At 70.4% G+C, this 20,401-nt stretch carries 11 protein-coding genes; 8 read left to right on the top strand and 3 right to left on the bottom strand.

Annotation, left to right across the window (positions count from 1 at the left end; all coding sequences use genetic code 11):
• The first annotated feature begins 1 nt into the window (after position 1).
• The 8 genes from accC (at position 2) to CYFUS_RS40580 (ending at position 17,092) form a co-directional block, all read left to right on the top strand.
• Positions 2-1,387: an acetyl-CoA carboxylase biotin carboxylase subunit gene (gene accC, locus CYFUS_RS40615; protein WP_095990091.1), complete on the top strand. Its 1,386-nt coding sequence runs from the start codon at positions 2-4 to the stop codon at positions 1,385-1,387.
• A 176-nt stretch (positions 1,388-1,563) separates the two neighbouring features.
• The gene (locus tag CYFUS_RS40610; protein WP_095990090.1) at positions 1,564-4,626 is read left to right on the top strand and encodes a tetratricopeptide repeat protein; all 3,063 of its coding nucleotides are present in this window, start codon (positions 1,564-1,566) and stop codon (positions 4,624-4,626) included.
• A gap of 24 nt (positions 4,627-4,650) precedes the next feature.
• Positions 4,651-5,580 carry an ExeA family protein gene (locus CYFUS_RS40605; protein ID WP_095990089.1) on the top strand — a complete coding sequence of 310 codons (930 nt, stop codon included), beginning with the start codon at positions 4,651-4,653 and terminating at the stop codon, positions 5,578-5,580.
• A gap of 5 nt (positions 5,581-5,585) precedes the next feature.
• Positions 5,586-9,527 (top strand): translocation/assembly module TamB domain-containing protein, encoded by a 3,942-nt coding sequence (locus CYFUS_RS40600; protein ID WP_095990088.1) that lies wholly within the window; start codon positions 5,586-5,588, stop codon positions 9,525-9,527.
• A 65-nt stretch (positions 9,528-9,592) separates the two neighbouring features.
• Positions 9,593-12,574 (top strand): POTRA domain-containing protein, encoded by a 2,982-nt coding sequence (locus tag CYFUS_RS40595; RefSeq protein WP_095990087.1) that lies wholly within the window; start codon positions 9,593-9,595, stop codon positions 12,572-12,574.
• 75 nt (positions 12,575-12,649) lie between these two features.
• On the top strand, positions 12,650-13,987 hold the full coding sequence (locus CYFUS_RS40590) for a lysophospholipid acyltransferase family protein (RefSeq protein ID WP_095992519.1): 1,338 nt from the start codon (positions 12,650-12,652) through the stop codon (positions 13,985-13,987).
• 7 nt (positions 13,988-13,994) lie between these two features.
• A complete protein-coding gene (locus tag CYFUS_RS40585) occupies positions 13,995-16,250 on the top strand; it encodes a hypothetical protein (protein WP_095990086.1) in 2,256 nt (751 codons plus the stop codon).
• 77 nt (positions 16,251-16,327) lie between these two features.
• On the top strand, positions 16,328-17,092 hold the full coding sequence (locus tag CYFUS_RS40580) for an arylamine N-acetyltransferase family protein (RefSeq protein ID WP_157758941.1): 765 nt from the start codon (positions 16,328-16,330) through the stop codon (positions 17,090-17,092).
• Between the two features lie 12 nt (positions 17,093-17,104).
• Here the strand turns inward: CYFUS_RS40580 and CYFUS_RS40575 are convergent, their stop codons facing one another.
• Genes CYFUS_RS40575 through CYFUS_RS40565 form a run of 3 tightly spaced genes read right to left on the bottom strand, consistent with a single transcriptional unit; the run spans position 17,105 to position 20,387 of the window.
• A complete protein-coding gene (locus CYFUS_RS40575; RefSeq protein ID WP_095990084.1) occupies positions 17,105-18,178 on the bottom strand; it encodes an NADH:flavin oxidoreductase/NADH oxidase in 1,074 nt (357 codons plus the stop codon).
• A 41-nt stretch (positions 18,179-18,219) separates the two neighbouring features.
• Positions 18,220-19,464, bottom strand: a complete 1,245-nt coding sequence (locus CYFUS_RS40570) for a spinster family MFS transporter (protein ID WP_095990083.1) — start codon at positions 19,462-19,464, stop codon at positions 18,220-18,222.
• The gene (locus CYFUS_RS40565; protein ID WP_095990082.1) at positions 19,461-20,387 is read right to left on the bottom strand and encodes a Ppx/GppA phosphatase family protein; all 927 of its coding nucleotides are present in this window, start codon (positions 20,385-20,387) and stop codon (positions 19,461-19,463) included. Before CYFUS_RS40565 ends, CYFUS_RS40570 begins: the two co-directional genes overlap by 4 nt.
• Positions 20,388-20,401: the final 14 nt, after the last annotated feature.

Genomic DNA, 20,401 nt, shown 5'->3' with positions numbered 1-20,401 from the left:
CGTGTTCAAGAAGGTGCTGATCGCCAACCGCGGGGAGATCGCCCTGCGCGTCATTCGTGCCTGCCGGGAGCTGGGCATCGCCACCGTGGCGGTGCACTCCACGGCGGACGCCAACGCCCTCCATGTGCGTTTCGCCGACGAGTCGGTGTGTATCGGCCCGCCCGCGTCCAAGGAGAGCTATCTCAACATCCCCCAGCTCCTGTCCGCGGCGGAGATCACCCGCGCGGACGCCATCCACCCGGGCTACGGCTTCCTGTCGGAGAACGCCGAGTTCGCCAAGGTGTGTCAGGACTGCAAGATCCACTTCATCGGGCCGCGGCCGGAGATGATCCGGCTCATGGGCAACAAGGTGCGTGCCCGTCAGGCGGCGCGTGAGGCGAACCTGCCCCTGCTGCCCGGCAGCCCCACCGCGCTCAAGGACGCGCGCGAGGCGGAGGTCTTCGCGCGGGAGATCGGCTTTCCGGTCATCCTCAAGGCGGCGGCGGGTGGTGGCGGCAAGGGCATGAAGATCGTGCGCGAGCCGGGCGCGCTGCCGCAGGCGTTCGCCACGGCGGCCGCCGAGGCCGTGGCCTCCTTCGGCAATGGCGATCTCTACATCGAGCGCTACGTCGAGCGGCCGCGCCACATCGAGATCCAGATCGTGGCGGACGAGCATGGGCGCGTCATCCACCTGGGCGAGCGCGAGTGCTCGGTGCAGCGGCGCCACCAGAAGCTCATCGAGGAGAGCCCCTCGGTGGCGCTCACCCCCGAGCTGCGCCAGCAGATGGGCGAGGTCTCCGTGCGCGCCATGGAGAAGCTCGGCTACAACAACGTGGGCACCATCGAGTACCTGCTCGACGAGAACGGGCGGTTCTACTTCATGGAGATGAACACCCGCATCCAGGTGGAGCACCCGGTGACGGAGCTCGTCACGGGCATCGACCTGGTGCGCGAGCAGATCAAGCTGTCCTCCGGCCAGCCGCTGCAGCGCAAGCAGGAGGACATCCAGATGCGCGGCCACGCCATCGAGTGCCGCGTCAACGCGGAGGACCCCGTCACCTTCGCGCCCTGGCCCGGGAAGATCACCGCCTACAGCGCGCCCGGTGGCTATGGCGTGCGCGTGGACTCGAGCGCCTACGAGAACTACACCGTGCTGCCGTACTACGACAGCCTGCTGGCCAAGCTCATCGTCTTCGCCGAGGACCGGCCCACCGCCATCCGCCGCATGCAGCGCGCCCTGGGCGAGTACGTGGTGCAGGGCATCCGCACCAACATCCCCTTCCACCGGGCGGCCCTGGCCGAGGAGTCCTTCATCGAGGGCAACTACGACACCCGCTTCGTGGAACGCCTGCTCGCCTCCGAGACGGGCACCAAGCGCCTGCGCAAGGCCATCGAGGAGACGCCCTGACGGCTGCCTGTCTGCTCGTCACCCAGGCTCCTGATCCGACAGAGGGGCCAACCCGGTGGATTCCTTGACCCCCGAGGGATGATTCCGCTAGCCTCCCACCTCCCTCGCAGTCTCCTTGAAGGAAGCAGAAACCCCAGGTTTTCCAGGGGGTTCGCTCGGCAGGAAGCCCACGCTCGATGGACAAGAACAAGATCATCGAAGCCGCCGCCAAGCTCGTCGCGAAGGGCGCCTACGACAAGGCCATCAAGGAATACCAGAAGGTCCTGGATTCAGACCCCAAGGACGGCCGCGTCCTGCAGAAGATGGGGGAGCTGTTCCAGAAGAAGAACGACAACGTCCAGGCGGCCTTCTACTTCACCAAGGTCGCCGAGGGTTACTCGGCCGATGGCTTCTTCCTCAAGGCCGTCGCGCTCTACAAGCAGGTCCTCAAGCTCAACCCCAACCTGCTGGACGTCAACCTCAAGCTCGCGGAGCTCCATCAGCAGCTCGGCCTGATGTCCGAGGCCATGGCGTATTTCCAGATCGTCGCCAACCACTACGACAAGGCCGGCGACGTCAAGAACTCCCTGGATACGCTCAAGAAGATGGTGGATCTCGACCCCGAGAACGTGGCGTCGAAGATCAAGCTCGCCGAGCTGTACGCGCGCGAGAACATGGCGCGCGAGGCCGCCCAGGAGTTCAAGAAGGCCGCCGAGTACCTCAAGCGCAACAACCGGATGGATGACTGGTTCCGCGTGGCCGAGCGCCTGGCCTCGCTGGAGCCGGAAAACGTCGCGCTGGCCAAGGATCTGGCCCAGCAGTACCTCGCGCGCGGAGACCAGAAGCGCGCGCTCGCCCGGCTCCAGGTGTGCTTCAAGGCCGACGGGCGGGACGTCGAGACGCTGAGCATGCTGGGCCAGGCGTTCCAGGGGCTCGGCCAGACCGCCAAGACCATCTCCGTCTACAAGGAGCTGGCCAAGGTCTATCAGGAGCGCTCGCGCGCCCAGGACGCCCGCGACATCTGGGATCGCATCGCGGAGCTGGATCCGACCGACGCGGATCTCCAGGCCTACCAGGCCGAGGCTCCCGCGGCGTCCTCCGCCGAGCCTCCCTTCCGGCCCTCGCGCTCGATGGCCGCCGTGTCCCCGGCCGCCGCCGCGCCTGTTTCCCGGCCCTCGCGCTCCATGGAAGCCGTGGCGGCCACGCCCGCGGAGTCTCCCGCTCCGGCCTCGCCTCCTCCGAGCACCCCGGCGCCAGCGGCTCCCGCCGCCACTCCCGCCACCGCCGCTCCGGCCTCCTCGGGCAAGGATCAGTTCTCCAAGCTGCTCACGGAGACCGAGGTCTACGTCAAGTACGGCCTGCACGACAAAGCGCTCGATCACCTGCGGAAGATCTTCGCGGTGGACCCCGAGAACCTCGACGCGCACGAGAAGGCGTACCACATCTACGTCGCCTCGGGGAACGTGGCCCAGGCCAGCGAGCAGCTGCTCAACGTGCTGCGCCTGTGCACGCGCCGCTCCGAGGTGCAGCGCGCCCAGCCCTACCTGGCCACCATCCTCCAGCAGAACCCCGGCCACCCCGAGGTCCCCGCCTTCCTGTCCGTGCTGCAGACGGATGACGCGGTGGCCAGCGCGGGCTCCTCCGTGGAGTCGGTGGCCGAGGACGCCATCCTCGTCGACTCCAACGACGATGAGATCGTCGTGGCCGACGCTCCCGCGGATGCCCTCGCGCAGCCCATGGATGACGAGATGGCCCTCGTCTCCGCGAGCGACGAGCACGACGAGGACGCGCAGATCGTCTCCGGCGAGTTCAGCCTCCCCTCGGACTCCGAGGAGGAGGGCGTGGTGCTCGCGGATGAGCAGGCGGAGGACGAGCCCCTGCTCGGCGCGGAAGAAGAGCCCGAGGCGACCACGGTCGCCTATGTCGGCACGGCCGCCCTGGATGAGCCCCTGGAGGCGTCGTTCGAGGACGAGCCGCTGACGGGCGAGGAGACCGACGAGGAAGAGCCGGCGCGCGAGTACTCGCTGGAGCTGGATTCCACCGGCTCCGAGCCGGATCCGTTCGCCGCTCCCGTCATGGACGACGAGGGCACGCCGGCGGACTCGCCCGCGCTCGGCGCCTACGAGCTCGAGGAGCCCGAGCTGGAGCCGGAGCCCGTTCCCGTCGTCGTGGCGCCCCGGGCCCCCGTCCAGGCGCCCGCGCCCGTCGCCAAGGCTCCGCCCGCCGCCAAGCCCGCCGCGCCCGCCGCCAGGCCCGCTGCTCCCACCGCGAAGCCCGCCGCGCCCGCCGCCAAGCCCGCCGTGGCCGCCAAGTCTCCTCCGCCGGCCGCCAGGCCCGCGCCCGTGGTCGAGGCGCCCGAGGAAGAGCCCGGTGGCGAGGAGTGCGACGAGGCCAGCTTCTTCCTCGACCAGGGCATCTACGAGGAGGCGCGGGAAATCCTCGAGACGGTGATGATCGCCTTCCCGGGCCATGCGCGCGCGAGCGAGTTGATGGCCCGACTCGAGGCGCTCGAGTCGGGTGAGACTCCGGAGGCCGCGGAGGCCGAGGATGCCGCCACCGAGTTGGCCGTGCCCGTGGTGCCCGCCCTGGGCGAGTCCCCGGCGGAGCGCGATGCGTTCGTGCTGGCGTCGGAGCTGGCCGGCGAGTTCGGCGACCTGGGCCTCGAGCAGGCCGCGCCTCCCGTGGAGGAGGACTTCCAGTACTCGGTGGAGGAGGTGTTCGCCGAGTTCAAGAAGGGCCTCGCCAAGGTGGTCAAGCCCGAGGACGTGGACACGCACTACGATCTGGGCATCGCCTACCGGGAGATGGGACTCATCGACGACGCGCTCCACGAGTTCGCCGTGGCGCGCGAGGGCTGCCTGGGCAAGAAGCGCGAGCTGGACTGCCTCACCATGACGGGCATGCTGCAGCTCCAGAAGGGCGATGCCCGCGCGGCGGTGGGAACCTTCAAGCAGGCGCTCGCCTCCGAGCACGCCGTCGGGGAGGTCCCCAAGGCGCTCGGCTTCGAGCTGGCCATGGCCTACGACGCCGTGGGCGAGTCCGGCAAGGCGCTCTACCACTTCCAGCGGGTCGCCGGGCTCGACGCGAAGTTCCGCGACGTCGCCGCCCACGTGGAGCGGCTGTCCGCCACCACGTCTCCGGTGGCGGATCCGCTGCCCACCGCCACCTCCCGGCCCGGCGGGGCCGCGGGGACGGGGTCCCGGCCTCCCGTGGCGGCTCCCCCCACGGCCGCCAAACCGCGTAAGGTCGGCTACGTCTAGCGCAGTCCGAGGTTCGCCGAGACCATGACCACCTACCTCGACTACTTCGAACTCACCCAGGAGGCCTTCTCCAACGCTCCGGTGAGCCGCTTCTATTACAACTCGGCCCAGCACTCCCAGGCCCTCACGCGGCTCATGCATGCGGTGAGCTACATGAAGGGCCTGTCCATCCTGGTGGGTGACATCGGGGCGGGCAAGACGACGCTGGCGCGCCGCATGCTCGACTCGCTGCCCGAGTCCGAGTACGAGGCCGCGCTGCTCGTCATCATCCACTCGGGCATCACCGCCAACTGGCTCCTGCGCCGCATCGCCCTGCAACTGGGCGTGGAGAACCCCGCCCAGGAGAAGCTCGCCCTGCTGTCGCAGCTCTACCAGCGGCTGCTTCAAATCTACGAGTCCGGCAAGAAGGCCGTCGTCCTCATCGACGAGGCCCAGATGCTCGAGACGCGCGAGCTCATGGAGGAGTTCCGGGGGTTGCTCAACCTGGAGGTTCCCGAGCGCAAGCTCATCTCCTTCGTCTTCTTCGGGCTGCCGGAGATCGAGAAGAACCTCAAGCTGGATCCGCCGCTCGCCCAGCGCGTGGCGCTGCGCTACAAGCTCGAGCCCTTCACCGCCGAGTCCACCGAGGCCTACATCAAGCACCGCCTGCGGCTGGCGGGTTGCCCGCGCATGCCCTTCACCGCCGAGGCGCTGGCCACCGTGCATCAGCGCTCGGGTGGCACCCCGCGCGTCATCAACAGCATCTGCGACAACGCCCTCTTCGAGGCCTTCCTGCTCCGCGAGCAGACGATCGGCCAGCCGCTCATCCAGCGGGTCGCGGACAACCTGGGATTGCAGGGCGGCTCCGCTGCCACCACCCCCCCACTTTCCACCCCCGCCAGTCGGCCAGTCAGCAGCCCGAAGGTGGACCTCGCGGAGATCGATCGCTACCTCGAGGGACTGGGTAAACTGTAGCGGTTTTGGCCCCAAGGAACAGGCAGCAGGGCGCGCGGCGCATTCCCGCGTGGCTCATCGTCCTCGCGCTCGTCGTGGGGACGGTGTTGCTGCTGCGTACGCGCACGGCCTGGGACACCGTCTGCGCCCAGGCGCGGCGCCAGTTGCCCGCGCTGCTCGGCCTGGACGTGGGCATTGGGGAGTGCGAGGTGGATCCGCTCGGCCAGCGGCTCGTGCTGCGCGGCGTGTCCGTCTCCGAGCCCGGCAAGAGCGACCCGCCCCTGTTCGCCGCGGACCAGGCCGAGGTGCAGCTCGGCCTGCCCAACCTCTTCTCGGGTCAGTTCGCCATCGATCTCGTGCGCGTGAGCCGGCCCCGGCTCGCGTTGGACCTGACGCGCCCGCGGGCGCCCCGGAGTGAGCCGGGCGTGTGCCCGCTCGTGCCCCTGCGCCGGTTGAGTCTGGCTCGGCTGAGCCTCACCGGCGCGGAGGTGCGGTTGCTGCTGCCCGGTGGCCGGCAGGTGGAGCTGTCCGAGCTGGACGTGAACCTGCGCGAGCGCTGGGGCGAGGAGGAATTCGAGGTGGAGGCTCGGCGGGGCCTCGTGCGGCTGGGGCCCGGACAGGAGCTCGCCCTGGGACGTCTGGCCGTGTCGGGCGCCCTGGACGTGGAGGAGCAGTTGCTGGAGGTGGACCGGGGCGAGGTGGCGCTCGACGAGGCGACGGTGAACATCTCCGGGCGGGTGGAGCGGCTGTGCGAGCCGAACCTCGCGCTCGATGCCCAGCTGTTCCTGCCGCTGCGCACGCTGTCGCGCTCGGGGTTGTTGCCCAGGCCCGCCCAGGGCCACCTCTGGACGCGCCTGACGGTGAATGGTCCTCCGGCCGCGCCCACCGTGTCCGCGGAGCTGTCGGGCAGCGGGCTCGCGTATGGGAAGTACTCTCCGGGCACGTTCACCGCGCGGCTCATCTACTCCGGCGAGACGGTGACGCTCGAGGAGCTGCGGCTGCCCATCGGCGCGGGAGACGCGCGCATCACCGGCTCGCTCGCGCTGCGCTCGGGCCTGCCCGTCTCGCTGGTGTTGGATGTCCATGACGCGTCGTTCGGCCGCATCCTGGAGAAGGCCGGTGTTCCGGGCTCCTGGGTGGACTTCCCCATCACGACGGCCAAGGCCCGACTGTCCGGCACGCTCCTGCCCAGGCTCCAGCTCTCGGGTGACCTGGACCTGTCCCACGGCCGCTTCATGCTCGCCTCGCGCGCCTTCGATGCGCCGGCGGATCGCGGACGCACCTTCCTCACCTACGCGCAGGGCCACGCGCGCACGCGGGTGTCGCTGCTGTCCGACCGCGTCACCTTCTCCGACATGCAGATCGACTCGGGCCGCTCGCGCCTCGGCGGTGGCGCCACGCTCTTCTTCGATACCCAACGGGGCCTGCTGGTGGATGTCCGGGGGGACGTGGACCTGTCGGACTTCGGCCACATCGCCCAGCTCGCGTGGGCGGGACGTGGCTCGGTGAGCACCACCGTCGAGGGCCCCTACACGAAGGTGCGCATCGGCGCGGACCTGTCCCTGCGCGACTTCGAGTTCTGGAACTTCGACCTGGGCGTGGTGCAGGGCAAGGTGACGTACCAGGACAAGGTGCTGGGCCTGCCCATGTTCTCCGGCCAGAAGGGGCGCACCCAGTACTTCGGCAACGCGGCGCTCACCTTCGGCCGTTCCCTGCACCTGCGCACCGAGGTGGAGGTGCCGCGCGGCCGCACCGAGGATCTCATCGACTTCATCGCCCCGATGCACCCCAACGTCTCCCTCCTGCAGGGGCCGCTGGTGGGCGAGGCCTCGGGCCGCGTGGAGATCGACAGCCCGCTGGAGCAGTTCGAGGGACTGGTCGCCCTGGACTTCCGCAACACCACCTACTACGGGCGCCACATGGGGGATGGCTCGACGCGGCTGCGCTTCGACCGGAGCGGGGCCATGGTGCTCGAGCGCACGGCGCTGGAGGGAGCGCTGGGCCTCACCTGGGTGGAGGGCTCCTTCTTCCTCTCCGGGCCGGACAAGGGCCGGCTGGACTACCGGTTCGGCGGGGAGCGTCTGTCCCTGGCGGAGCTCGTCGGCCCGGAGTCGGCCCGGCGCCTGGGCGTGGAGGGGATGCTGGCGCTGGAGGGCACGGTGTCGGGTGACACGGACGTGCCGGTGACGATGGCGCGGGTGTGGGGACCCCGGGTGACGTTCGCCGAGCGCGACCTCGGCAACATGGACCTGGAGGCCCGGCTCGAGGGCCGCGAGCTGCAGGTGGTGGGCCGTCCCTCGCGCGACACGAGTGGCGTGCTGTCCCTGCGCCTCAAGGAGCCCTATCCCTTCGAGGCCCTGGTGACGCTGGAGCTGCCGGAGATCCGTCCCCTGCTGCCCGCCAATGCCTTCACCCAGGGGGTGTCCGGCTCGATCAAGGCGGTGGTCCAGGCCCAGGGCGCGTTGCGCGACACGGATGCGCTCCTGCTCAAGGCCAAGGTGGAGCGGCTCGCCCTGTCGCGTGAGGACATCTCGGCCGAGAACGAAGGGCCCATCGTTCTCGACTACGCGAACGGGCGGCTGGTGGTCCCCTCCTTCACCTTGCGCGGTCAGGACACCACGCTGTCCGCCAGCGGCTGGGCCACTCCCGAGCAGATGGAGTTCTTCCTTCAGGGCGCCATGGACCTGCGCCTGCTGGAGTCGCTCGCGCCGATGTTCACGCGCACCGCGGGGCGCGTGGAGTTCAGCGCCGTGGCCAGTGGCAGGCCGGACCGTCCATCCCTGGAGGGCTCGGCCCTCATTTCCGACGCCCGGCTGTCCCTGCGCGACCAGCCGATGGCGGCCCGGTCGGTATCCGGACTGGTGCAGTTCACCGAGCAGCGGATCCTCCTCGATGAGCTGAAGGGCACGCTCAACGAGGGCCAGGTCAAGGCCAAGGGGCAGGTGCGTCTGGACGACTTCCAGCCCAAGGAGGTGTTGCTGGACGTGCATCTCACCGAGGTGTCCATGCGCTTCCACGAGGACCTGCCCTTCACCACCACCGGGGAGTTGTCTCTCACCGGCACGCCGGAGGCGCTGCGGCTGGGTGGCGTGCTGGACATCCTCGGTTTGCGCTACCGTCGCGGCCTGGAACTGGAGGACATCCTCAAGCGGCTGTCCCGGCGCATCGTGCTGCCTTCCCCCACCACCGAGCGTCCTCGCGAGTACCTGACCCTGGACGTCAGGTTGAACCTGCGTGACGTGTACGTGGACAACAACCTGGCCCGGGCCCGGCTGTTCGGCTCCCTGGACCTCACCGGGACCAATGCGCGCCCGGGCGTGCTCGGCACGGTGGAGACCGACGCGGACAGCCAGGCCTTCTTCCGCAACAACCAGTTCACCATCACCCGCGGTCAGATTGAATTCCAGGACCGGTATGGCATTGATCCGGTGTTCGACCTGCGCGCCCAGTCCCAGGTGCGCGAATACCAGGTGAAATTGCACGCCTTCGGCCGTCCCGCCGCGCCTCAGGTGCTGCTCACCTCCGAGCCGGCTCTGCCCGAGGGCGACGTGCTGTCGCTGCTCACCCTGGGCTTCATGAGCACGGATCGGGAGACGGCCACCTCGGCTGGCGTGGGGCTCGCCGCCGAGGCCTTCTTCAACATGTCCGGCCTGGACCGGCAGGTGAAGCGCTTCCTTCCCAGCAACCCGGTCATCAAGGATCTGTCCCTGCAGATCTCCACCACTTACAACGACGTCACCCAGCAGGCCGAGCCCACGGCACGGTTGGAGTCGAAGTTCCTCACCGAGCAGCTTAAGATTGGGCTCTCACAGCCCGTGAGCGGGCGCGGCACCCGAGCTCGTGCCGAGTACCGCTTCGACAACCGCCTCTCCGCGCAGCTTCAGTGGGACAACGAGCACAGCGAGAACGCCCTCAGCCCCCTCGGAAACCTTGGACTCGAGCTCAAGCTGGGCTGGGAGTCCGAGTAGCGCTGACGTTCGTCCTGTGGCTGCTGTCCCCGCGCGCGCTGGCGCAGCCGGATACCCCCACGGTCGTGAGCGTGGAGCTGCACCTGCCGGGTAACGCGGACACCCAGGGACTCTCGACGTTGGTGGCGGTCCGCAAGGGCCAGGCCCTCTCGGCCCGCGCCGTGCGGCGCTCGGTGGAGCGGTTGTGGGCGAGCGAGCGCTTCTCCGACATCGTCGTGCGCTCGGTGGACGTGCCCGGGGGCGTGCGCGTGGTGTTCGAGCTCACGCCCGTTCAACCCCTGCTGCGCCTCTCCGTGGAGGGCAATGTCGTCCTCTCGGACGAGGCGCTCCTGGACGTGCTCGAGGCGCGGGGCATCGTCGTGGGCCAGCGGCTCGACGAGGAGCGCCTGGAGGCGGCCCTCGAGGGCATGGCCCGGGCCTACGGGCGTCAGGGCTACAACGAGGCCCGCATCGAGCTCACGCGTGAGCAGGAGACTGGCGGCGTGGCGCTCGTCTTCACCGTCTTCGAGGGCCGGCCCACGCAGGTGGCGGCCGTGTCGGTGACGGGCAGTCCGGGGCTGCCCCTGTCCGAGCTGCTCGCCACGCTGGGCCTGCGCGTGGGCGGGGTGCTGGACCGGGGAGGGTTGGACGCGGGTCTCGAGCGGCTGCGCACCCTGCTGCGCGAGCGCGGCCACTGGCGCGCCAGCGTGGGCCGGCCGATCCTCGATGAAGCGGCGGGTGCGGCGACCGTGGTGGTGCCCCTGTCCGCCGGGCCGCGCTTCAGCCTCCACTTCCACGGCAACCATCACTTCGCGGACGCGCTGCTCAGGCGGGTGCTCGCCTACGAGGGCGCGGAGCCCCTGGACTCGGCGACGGTGGCGCGGCTGGCGCGGCGGCTCGAGCTCTTCTACCTCTACCGGGGCTTTCATTCCGTGCACGTGGAGCCGCGCGAGCTGGTGCATCCCCAGGGCGAGGCGGCGGTGCTCGCCTTCGACATCGAGGAGGGGCCCGTGCTGCGCGTGAGCCGGGTGCACTTCCGGGGCAACACGGTCCTGTCCAGCGAGGCGCTGCGCGAGATTCTCACCGAGCGTCTGCGGGCCAGCACGCCCCAGCCGGGCACGCCGCCGCGCCTGCGGGGCGTGGCGGAGATGGGGCCGGAGGGCTCGCGCCGGGGACCGGGCGAGTGGTTGTTGGATCCGGCCATCGTCTTCGTCGAGGAGGCGTACCGGGACGCCGCGGAGGCGATGACGGAGGCGTACCGGGAGCGAGGCTTCCTGGAGGCCCACGTGCGCTTCACCCGCATGCGCGAGAGCCTGACCCGGGGCCTCGCCGAGGCGTGGTTCGAGGTGCATGAGGGCACGCCCCTGCGCGTGGCGGCGGTGCGTCTGGAGGGCGGTCCCCCGGGCTTCGAGGGCCAACGCTTCGTGCACGTGGCGCCCGGCGAGGCGCTCAACCCCGACACGGTGGAGTCCGGCCGGCGGGAGCTCGTCACCGAGCTGGGCCGCCAGGGCTATCTCTTCGCCCGCGTGGAGGCCGAGCCCACGCCGGGAGCGGAGGGCGTGTCGCTGCTCTTCCGGATGGAGCCCGGGCCCCGGGTGACGGTGGGCCGCATCCTCGTGCGCGGCCTGGTGCGGACCGAGGAAGACGTGGTGCGCGCCACGGTGCGCCTCAAGGAAGACGAGGTGGTGGTGCCGGACAAGCTCGTGGAGAGCCAGCGCCGGCTCGCGCTGCTCAACATCTTCCGGCAGGTGACGGTGCGGCTGGACAAGCCGGAGGTGCCGGAGGCGAGCAAGGACATCGTCGTGGAGGTGCGCGAGCGCCCGCGCTGGGAGGGAGAGATCGCCGGGGGCTACTTCCTGTCGGAAGGTCCGCGCCTGGTGCTGGACGCGGCCCGCACGAACGTGGATGGCCGCGGCCTCAACCTGTCCGCCCGGTTGAAGCTCAACTACGTGGGGTGGAGCACCCAGGGCGTGGAGAAGGCGAACGCGCTCCGGGTGACGTGCGAGAAGGTGCCCGAGGAGTGTCCGGCTCCGGCGCCGTGGATGAATGACTTCGGCGGGCGTGCCGTGTTGTCGGCGGTGCTGCCGCGGCTCTACGGCCTGCAACCCCTGGAGGTCGGCGCGCGGCTGGATCTCATCACCGAGCGCGTGCAGCGACCCTCCTATCTGTCCTCCCGGGTCGCCGCGGTGACGGGCCTGGACTGGTCGGTGACACGCTGGTTGAACGCCACGCTCCAGTACGAGCTGGAGGGCAACGTGCTGCAGGCCGGCGCCCGCCCACTCGCCACGCTGAATCGGGCGGACCAGGAGCGGCTGCGCTTCCCCTACGGCTTCTTCATCCTGCATTCGTTGCGCGCCTCCGCGGCGGTGGATCTGCGCGACAACCCGGCCAATCCGCACAAGGGCTTGTTGGTGTCCACCAGCGCCGAGTGGATGAGGGATCTGCAATCGTACGAAACCACGAGCAGCGGCACCCCGCTGGAGGCGTTGCCCCTGCACAACGCGAAACTCTCGGGGAACGCGAGCGTGTACGCGCCCCTGCCTTCGGGAACGGTGCTGGCGGTGTCGGTTCGCGCGGGCATCATCCTGCCGTTGGAGAAGGACGCCCGGGTCATCGGCTCCAAGCGCTTCTTCCTGGGCGGCTCCAGCAACCTGCGTGGCTTCCGCGAGGACGGCATCCTCGGCGAGGACCGGCGCACGCAGTTGCGGAGTCAGGTGGCCGATTGCCGCTCGCTCATCCAGCCGGCGGGTTGTAGCGCGGAGCTGCTGACCCTGCTCGCGGGGCAGCCGCCCGTGAGCGAGGGCGGTGAGCTGTTCACCCTGGCCAAGACGGAGCTGCGCATCCCCGTGCGTTCCTCGTTCGACCTGGGTCTCTTCCTGGAGGCGGGCAACCTCTGGCTGGACTGGACGGCCTACCGGTTCTCCACGCTGCGCTACACGGTGGGCGCCGGCTTCCGCTACGTGACGCCCGTGGGCCCACTCGCCTTCGACGTGGGCATCAACCTGGACCCGGACGAGGTGCTCAACGAGCCCTGGGGGCAGATCCACTTCAGCATCGGCGCGTTCTGAGCCCTCCGGTTCCGGGCCGGGGCCCCTGGGGGAGGGGACGATTGGGCCCCGCGCCGCCCGGTGTACACTGCGCGCGTGTTCTACAGCTTCGTACGGACGGTGGTGGCGCTGTTGCTGCGGCTCTTCTACCGGGTGAAGGTGCATGCCCCCCAGGCAGAGACCGAGGGGCCCGTCATCTTCGTGGGCAATCACCCCAACGGGCTCATCGATCCCGCGCTCGTCTTCATCCTCACGCGCCGGCAGGTGACGTTCCTCGCCAAGGAGCCGCTCTTCCGCATTCCGGTGATCGGCGCGTTGCTGCGGGGGCTCGGGGCGCTGCCCGTGTACCGCAAGCAGGACGACCCCACGCAGATGGGCCGCAACGAGGGCACGCTGGACGCGGCGCGCGGAGCGCTCGTGGCGGGCCGGGCCATCACCCTCTTTCCCGAGGGCAAGAGCCACTCGGAGCCCGGGCTCGCGGAGCTGAAGACGGGCGCGGCGCGCATCGCGCTCGGGGCGGCGAAGCAGGGGGCCGCCGTGCGCATCGTCCCGGTGGGCCTCACGTACGCGGACAAGCACCTGTTCCGCAGCGAGGTGCTCATCGAGGTGGGCACCCCCATCGACGTGCGCGACTTCCTGCCCGCGGACGGCGCGGACGAGGCCGCCTCGGTGCGCGCGCTCACCGAGCGCATCGCCGGAGCACTGCGCGCCGTCACCCTCAACCTGGACAAGTGGGAGGACCTGCCGCTCATCCAACTCGCCGAGGACCTCTACGCCCTGCGCCAGAAGCAGGCGAAGGATCCGGAGCGGCTGCGCTACTGGGCGCGGGGACTCGAGCTGTTCCGCGCGGAAGAGCCCGAGCGCTTCGAGCGGGTGCGCGGCCAGATGATGACCTTCCAGCGCCACCTGTCCCTGGTGCGCGCGGACCCCGCGGATCTCTCGCTGGAGTACCAGCCCGGGCCCGTGGCGCGCTTCGCGCTGAAGAACCTGTTGTTGCTCGTGGTGGGCCTGCCCCTGTCGCTCGTGGGGCTGTGTCTGTTCTACGTGCCCTACCTGTTTCCGCGCTGGGCGAGCCGCAACGCGGAGCTGGACGTGCAGGCGACGGTGAAGTTCCTCGCGGCGGCGGTGACGTCGGCGGTGTGGTGGGCGGCGCTCACGGTGGGGGCGTGGCTGTGGCTCGGGGCGCCGGTGGGAGTGGCGGTGCTGCTGGGTGTTCCTCCGCTCGCGCTCCTCACGCTGTACTTCTCCGAGCGCTGGGGCGTCGTGCGGCATGACGTGTCCGTGTTCTTCACCCTGGGCAACCGGGCGCGGCTCAAGGCCCGCCTGCTCGCCGAGGGAGGAGGACTGGCGGAGCAGGTGGAGCGGCTGGCGGGGGAGTACCACCCGAGGTTGGCGTCTGCTGCCGCGACGCCGGATGTGATACCAGGGCGGTAAGCGGCACATGTCTTCCGTCGATCCCCACTGGCCTGATTCCCTCCAGGCGCTCTACGAGCAGGCCTCGGGCGCTCCCGCCGACGCGGTCCTCGCATCGCGTCCCCAGTGGGCCGAGCAGCTCGCCGACTGGGTGCGGCGGGCCACCCTGGAGGAGCGCGAGCGGGCGCAGGCGGCCACCTGGGCCCGGCTGGACGTGGGCCCGCGCTCTCCCGGAGAGCTGTTGTTCCTGCTGGTCCACTCGGGTGAGCTGCTGTGGCCCTATTCGGAGGCGCCCCGCGAGCTGCTCCAGCGGTTGCTCTCCCGGCAGGATCAGCTCGTCCAGGCGCTGCGCGGTGGTGGACAGGGCGAGGCGGTCGAGCCGCTCACGCGCGAGATGGACGCCGAGCTGTCCAAGGTGGTCGCGCGCTACCTCAAGCGCCACCCCGACGAGCTGCGGCGCCTGGTGAGCGGCGTGCGCTGCACGTTCGACGGTCGGGTGCTGTGCTTCAACGACACGGTGGCGGTGGACCTGAAGACGCTGCTGGGCTCGGACAAGCGGCTCATCGGCCGGTTGGATCAGCTCCGGGAGCTGCTGCCGCACCTGCGCGAGGGTCGTGACAAGCTGGTGGCCTTCATCCGCGAGCGGGCGGCGAAGATTCCCTGGCGCGAGTGCCGCGACATCCTCGAGGAGAAGCTCTTCCAGCTCGTGGCCTCGGCGCGGGGCCCGGGTGAGCTGCGCGGCTTCCTGGGGTGTTACGCGCACGGCAAGCGCGAGGCGCGCTGGTGCACGCGGGCGGGCCTGCTGCTCGCCCGGAACCTGGAGGAGGGAGGCGCGGTGGCGGTCATCGACAACCTCAGTGAGGTGCTGGTCTCCTTCGAGCCGCCGGTGGAGGGCCTGCGCGCGTCCCTGAACGCGGTGGTGGCCAGCCTCCACGAGGATCGGGAGTTCGCGAGGCATCGGCGGGTGGTGGACACCTGCTGGGAGCGGCTGGTGCCCAAGGCCGAGCCAGGGCTGGCGCTCGTGTTGTTGTGGGTGGAGGAGCGGCTGTTCCGGGTGGCGCTGCGCCAGGGCGCGGAGGATGCCTTCGAGTGCCGCAACCGGGCACGCGAGCGGGTGCGGAGCCTGCCGGTGGCGGACGCCCTGGAGTGGCTCGCCGAGGAGTGCGCGGAGCTGTGGCCCCGCATGGAGTCGGAGCACCGGCCCGGCGCGGACGAGCTGGCGGCGTGGCGGCAGGAGGTGACGCGCCGTTATGCGAAGAAGCCCGTGCTGCGCAAGGCGGCCATGGAGTTCGTCCTTTGGTGCGCGCCGGACGCGGCCGCCTCCGAGGCCGAGCTGGTGACGCTGTCGCTGGTGAAGACGTCCACGGATCGCAGGCTCCTGCGCCGGCTGGGAGATCATCCCTCCACGCGGGTGCGCTTCCGCGTGCGGGCCATCAACGCGTGGCTCGCGGCGGGGCCCGAGTCCTCCGAGCCGGAGACGCCCGCGACCCTGACGGGCGCCTTGCGGCATCTGCGCTCCGCCGGAGCCCTGACGCTCGGGGGCGGCCGGACGTGGCTGCGGGATCGGGACCTGGAGGAGCTGCTCCTGGGCGCCTTCGGCCGCGTGGAGCGGGACTTCTCCGCGCGCTATCCGGAGCACTTCCGGGAGGACGAGTCCGTCCTGGTCTCCCGGCTGCTGGAGGACTTGAAGAACGAGGTGGACAGCATCCGCTCGGACCTGTCGATCCTCCTCGCGCAGGGACAGCCCGTGCCCCTGGAGCTGGGCTTCCAGTACCGGCGCCGGGAGGACGCGGGGCAGGGGACGGAGGTCGTGGAGGGGACGAGGCCCGCGGGAGTGGAGCTGGGCTTCGTGCTGACGGTGGAGGTGGAGGGCTTCCTCACGACGAAGCGCGCGGTGCTCGTGCAGGCGCGCAAGCTGGAGCAGCGGGGCGAGGGCCAGTGGGCGCCGAACCTGCGGCTGGCGCGCGAGCAGGTGGACGCGGTGCTGGGCCGGAGCGAGTCCTCCGTCTGTCTGTTCCTGGTGCCGCCCGCGCTGCGCGCCGAGTGCTGGATGATTCCGGCGAGGCTGGTGCGCGGGCTGATGGACGCGCAGGGCTCGTTGTCGACGGTGTCGCGCGAGGGCGCGCAGCGGGTGGCGCGCTCGCTCGCCCAGTGGATGACGTACGAGCTGCTGGGCCTGTGGGCCGGGGACGATCGGCCCGGGGTGCTGGAGTGGGCCGAGGGCCGCGCACAGGGCGGGCCCGACTTCATCGTGGAGCTGTCCGTCCGCAAGAACGGCCGGTAGACAGTCGACATCCCGGGAGTGTGGGAACCGGCCCGGATTTGGGCGCGTGGCGCGCGGGCTCTATGCTGATGCGTGCCATGGATCTCGGTCACTACCTTCAGCGGATGGGTTACCGAGGTCCGTTACGGCCCACGCTGGAGACGTTGCGGCGCCTGCACCTCCAGCATCTCGAGGCACTTCCCTTCGAGAACCTCGACGTGCTCGGCGGCCGACCCATGGTGCTCGAGGAGGAGGCGCTCTTCGACAAGCTCGTGCGGGGCAACCGGGGAGGGTTGGGCTTCGAGCTCAATGGCCTGTTCGCCGCGCTGCTGCGCGAGCTGGGTTTCCAGGTGACGTATCTGGCGGCGCGGGTGTCCGCCTCGGGCGAGTGGCCCATGGCGCCCGGGTTCGCGCACCTCGTCCTGGAAGTCACCCTGGAGGAGAAGTGGCTCGTGGACGTGGGCTTCGGGGAGGCCTTCGACGAGCCCCTGCCCCTGGTCCCCGGACGCTGGCCCACGGCGGGGCGGATGTTCCTCCTGGAGCCCCAGGGTGAGGAGTGGGTCCTCGCTCGCGAGGAGCCGGACGGCTCGTGCCCGTGGCTCTACACGTTCTCCCGGGAGCCGAGGCGGTGGGAGGACGTCGTGGCGCTCGGCCGGGACTACCCGCCGCCCGGGTCGCCCCTGCGCCGGGAGCTGCTCTGCACGCGCAAGACGCCCCGGGGCCGGGTGACCCTGCGCGGCGAGCGGCTCATCCTCTCGGAGGGAGGACATTGCGTGGAGCGCTGGCTCGGAGCGGCCGAGGAGCGCGAGCACCTGCTGCTCTCGCACTTCGGCCTTCGGCCAGGCAGCCTGGGCTCGCGCTGAGTTCCCGCCGGCTCAGTTCTGCGCGCGCTCGTACTGCTTCGGCCACGCCACCTGGGTGTACAGCTCCTTCGCCGCGTGCAGGGGCCAGTAGGGGTCGCGCAGCAGCTCGCGCGCGAGCAGCACGACGTCCGCCTGCCCGGTGCGCAAGGTGCTCTCGGCCTGGAAGGCGGATTGGATGAAGCCCACGGCGCCCGTGGCGATGTCCGCCTCGCGGCGCACGCGCTCGGACAGGGGCACCTGGTAGCCCGGCCCGGCGGGAATCCTCACCCCGGGCACGGCGCCTCCCGAGGAGCAGTCGATGAGGTCCGCGCCATCCTCCTTGAGCAGCTTCGCGAGCGCCACCGAGTCTTCCACCGACCAGCCTTCCTCGACCCAGTCCGTGGCGGACAGTCGCACGAAGATCGGCAGCTCCTCGGGCCAGCGCTGGCGCACCGCGCGGGTCACCTCGCGGATGAGCCGCGTGCGGTTCTCGAAGGAGCCGCCGTAGCGATCCGTGCGCTGGTTGGACAGCGGGGAGAAGAACTCGTGCAGCAGGTAGCCGTGCGCGCCGTGGATCTCCACCACCCGGAAGCCCGCGGCCCGGGCGCGGTCGGTTGCCTCGGCGAAGGAGCGGATGATGCGTTGGATGCCCGTCTCGTCGAGCGCCGTGGGCACCACCGGGTTCCTCGGGTCGAACGGGAGGCCACTGGCGGAGACAGGGGTCCAACCTCCCTGGGCGGTGGAGGCGATGGGCGCTCCGCCCATCCAGGGAGGGCTCGAGGAGGCCTTGCGCCCCGCGTGCGCGAGCTGGATGCCCGCCACCGAGCCCTGCTCGTGGAGGAACTTCACGATGCGCGCGAGCGGCTCGACGTGCTCGTCCTTGTAGATGCCGAGGTCCTGCGGGCTGATGCGGCCGATGGCCTCGACGGCACTGGCCTCGAGGATGATGAGCCCCGCGCCGCCCACGGCCCGGGAGCCCAGGTGGACGAAGTGCCAGTCGTTCGCGAAACCGTCCTCGCTCGAGTACTGGCACATGGGCGAGACGACGATTCGGTTCTTCAACGTGACCCCGCGCAGGCGCAACGGGGAGAAGAGCAGGCTGCTCACGGACTACTCCTGGGTGAGGGGAACCGGGAGGAGCCCGGTTCTCAGTCGTTTACATGCCGGAACGCCTTGCCCGCCATCAATAGCGCGAGCCCTCCCAGAAGCACGGGAATCGCGTTCACCTGGATGGCCACGGCGAGGCTGCTGACGTCCGCCAGCTTACCAATCACCGTGGGGGACAGGGCGTCGCCCAGCATGTGGATGAAGAGGACGTTGAGCCCCATGGCGAAGGCGCGGAAGGCGGGGGGCACGCCGTTGACGATGGCCGCGTTGATGGGCCCGCTGTTGAGGAAGATGAGGAACTGGGCCATGAAGATGATGGCGAACATGGGGGCGTGCGCCGACACCTTCACCGCCAGGACCATGAGCGGCGCGGCGAGCAGCAGCCCCACGCCCGACAGGCGCAGACCTCCGCCCGGCATCCGCTGATCCATCCGGTCTCCCAGCCAGCCGCCCGCCATCGTCCCCGTCAGGCCCGCGAGCGCGGTGACCGCCCCGGACAGGAAGCCCGCTCGATCCAGCGCCATTCCCCGCTCGTTGACGAGGAAGGAGGGCAGCCAGAAGGCCAGTCCGCCGATGGAGAACGTCATCAGGGTGTAGCCGCTCGTGGTCCACCAGAAGGCGGGGTTGCGCCCCAGGCCCTTGAGGCCCACGAGGAAGGGCAGCTTCTTCTGGGCGTCCGGACCATCCATGGCGCCGCGCTGGGGCTCGGGCATGAAGAAGGCCATGACGGCGAGGATGATGCCCGGCACGCCTCCGGCGTAGAAGGCCACGTGCCACGAGTAGGCGTTGCTCAACCAACCGCCGAGTCCGTAGCCGGCCGCCGCGCCCACGGGGATGGCGATGTAGAAGACGGACAACACGCGCGTGCGCTGCTCGCGCGGGAAGAGGTCGGAGATGATGGAGGGGGCCACCGCGCCATAGCCCGCCTCGCCGATGCCCACGCACGCACGCGCCACCATCAGCGCGGCGAAGGTGCTCGCCAGTCCCGAGGCCCCCGTGGCGAGGCTCCAGAGCAGCACGCCTCCGGCCACCAGGAAGCGGCGCGGGACGCGGTCGCCCAGGAAGCCGCTGATGGGCGAGGCCAGCATGAACACCACCATGAAGAAGCTGCCGAGCAGTCCCGCCTGGGTGTTGTCGAGCTGGAAGTCGCGCTGGATGTGGGGCAGGGCGACCGTGACGATGTACCGGTCGAGGTAGTTGACCAGGTTGATGAGCGAGAGGATGAACAGCGCGTAGGTGCTGTTGGGGGCGGCGGCCGGGGACGCCACGGCGACGGGCGGGCTCAAGAGGTGGCTCCGAAGCGGTGCGCGAGCAGGCCCCAGCGCAGGCCGCGATCACTCACGAGGCAGTTGTCCAGCCGGAGCGCCCGCAGGCACTCGCGCAGGATGAGGGCTCCGGCGGGAATCACGTCGGCGCGCTTGGGTTGCAGGCCGGGCAGCTTCTGGCGCTCGGCGAGGGGCTTCTGGCACAGGCAGTCCACCAGCGCGTCCAGCTCCGCGAGCGACAACGTGCCTCCATGCACCCGCCTGGCGTCATACGGATCGATGGCGTGGCGCACGGTGAACAGGGTGGTCACCGTGCCGGCGATGCCCACGAGCTGGGCACCCGGGGGACAGGGCGGCAGCGAGGAGAATGTCTCGCGCAGGTGCGCTTCCACGCGGGTCCGGTCCTCGGCGGAGGGGGGATCGGCGCGCACGTAGCGCTCGGTCATGCGCACCGAGCCCACGTCGAAGCTGTGGCGGAAGGTCACCTTGCCCGCGGTGTCCCCGTAGATGAACTCGGTGGAGCCTCCGCCGATGTCCACCACGACGAGGGGACCGCGCGCCGTGCGTCCGAAGTCCGCGTACGCCGCGGTGAAGGACAGCTGGGCCTCCAGCTCTCCGGGGATGATCTCCACGGTGACTCCGGCGCGCGTGCGGGCGGCGGCGAGGAACTCGGCGCCATTCTCCGCGTCGCGCGCCGCGCTGGTGGCGGACACGGCGATGGCCTCGGCACCCAGGCGCCGGGCCTCGTCGGCGAAGTCGGTCAGCACCTGGAGGGTGGTCTCCATTCCCTCGGGGGACAGGCGGCGGCTCTGGTCCACGCCGCGTCCCAGACGGGTGATTTCCGCGCGCTCCTGCACGGCGTGGAAGCGGCCATCGGGATGGCGGTCGGCGACGAGCAGGAGGACCGAGTTGGTCCCCACGTCGATGGTGGCGTATCGAGGCATTCAGCGCAGCTTAC

The sequence above is a fragment of the Cystobacter fuscus genome (assembly GCF_002305875.1).
Classification (GTDB): domain Bacteria; phylum Myxococcota; class Myxococcia; order Myxococcales; family Myxococcaceae; genus Cystobacter; species Cystobacter fuscus_A.
This window is presented reverse-complemented; position numbering and strand designations above follow the sequence as displayed.

Excerpts from the sequence above, each read along its gene's own strand:
- CYFUS_RS40605 (WP_095990089.1), top strand. The coding sequence starts at position 4,651 with ATGACCACCTACCTCGACTACTTCGAACTCACCCAGGAGGCCTTCTCC.
- CYFUS_RS40580 (WP_157758941.1), top strand. The coding sequence starts at position 16,328 with ATGGATCTCGGTCACTACCTTCAGCGGATGGGTTACCGAGGTCCGTTA.
- CYFUS_RS40565 (WP_095990082.1), bottom strand. The coding sequence starts at position 20,387 with ATGCCTCGATACGCCACCATCGACGTGGGGACCAACTCGGTCCTCCTG.
- CYFUS_RS40585 (WP_095990086.1), top strand. The coding sequence starts at position 13,995 with ATGTCTTCCGTCGATCCCCACTGGCCTGATTCCCTCCAGGCGCTCTAC.
- CYFUS_RS40610 (WP_095990090.1), top strand. The coding sequence starts at position 1,564 with ATGGACAAGAACAAGATCATCGAAGCCGCCGCCAAGCTCGTCGCGAAG.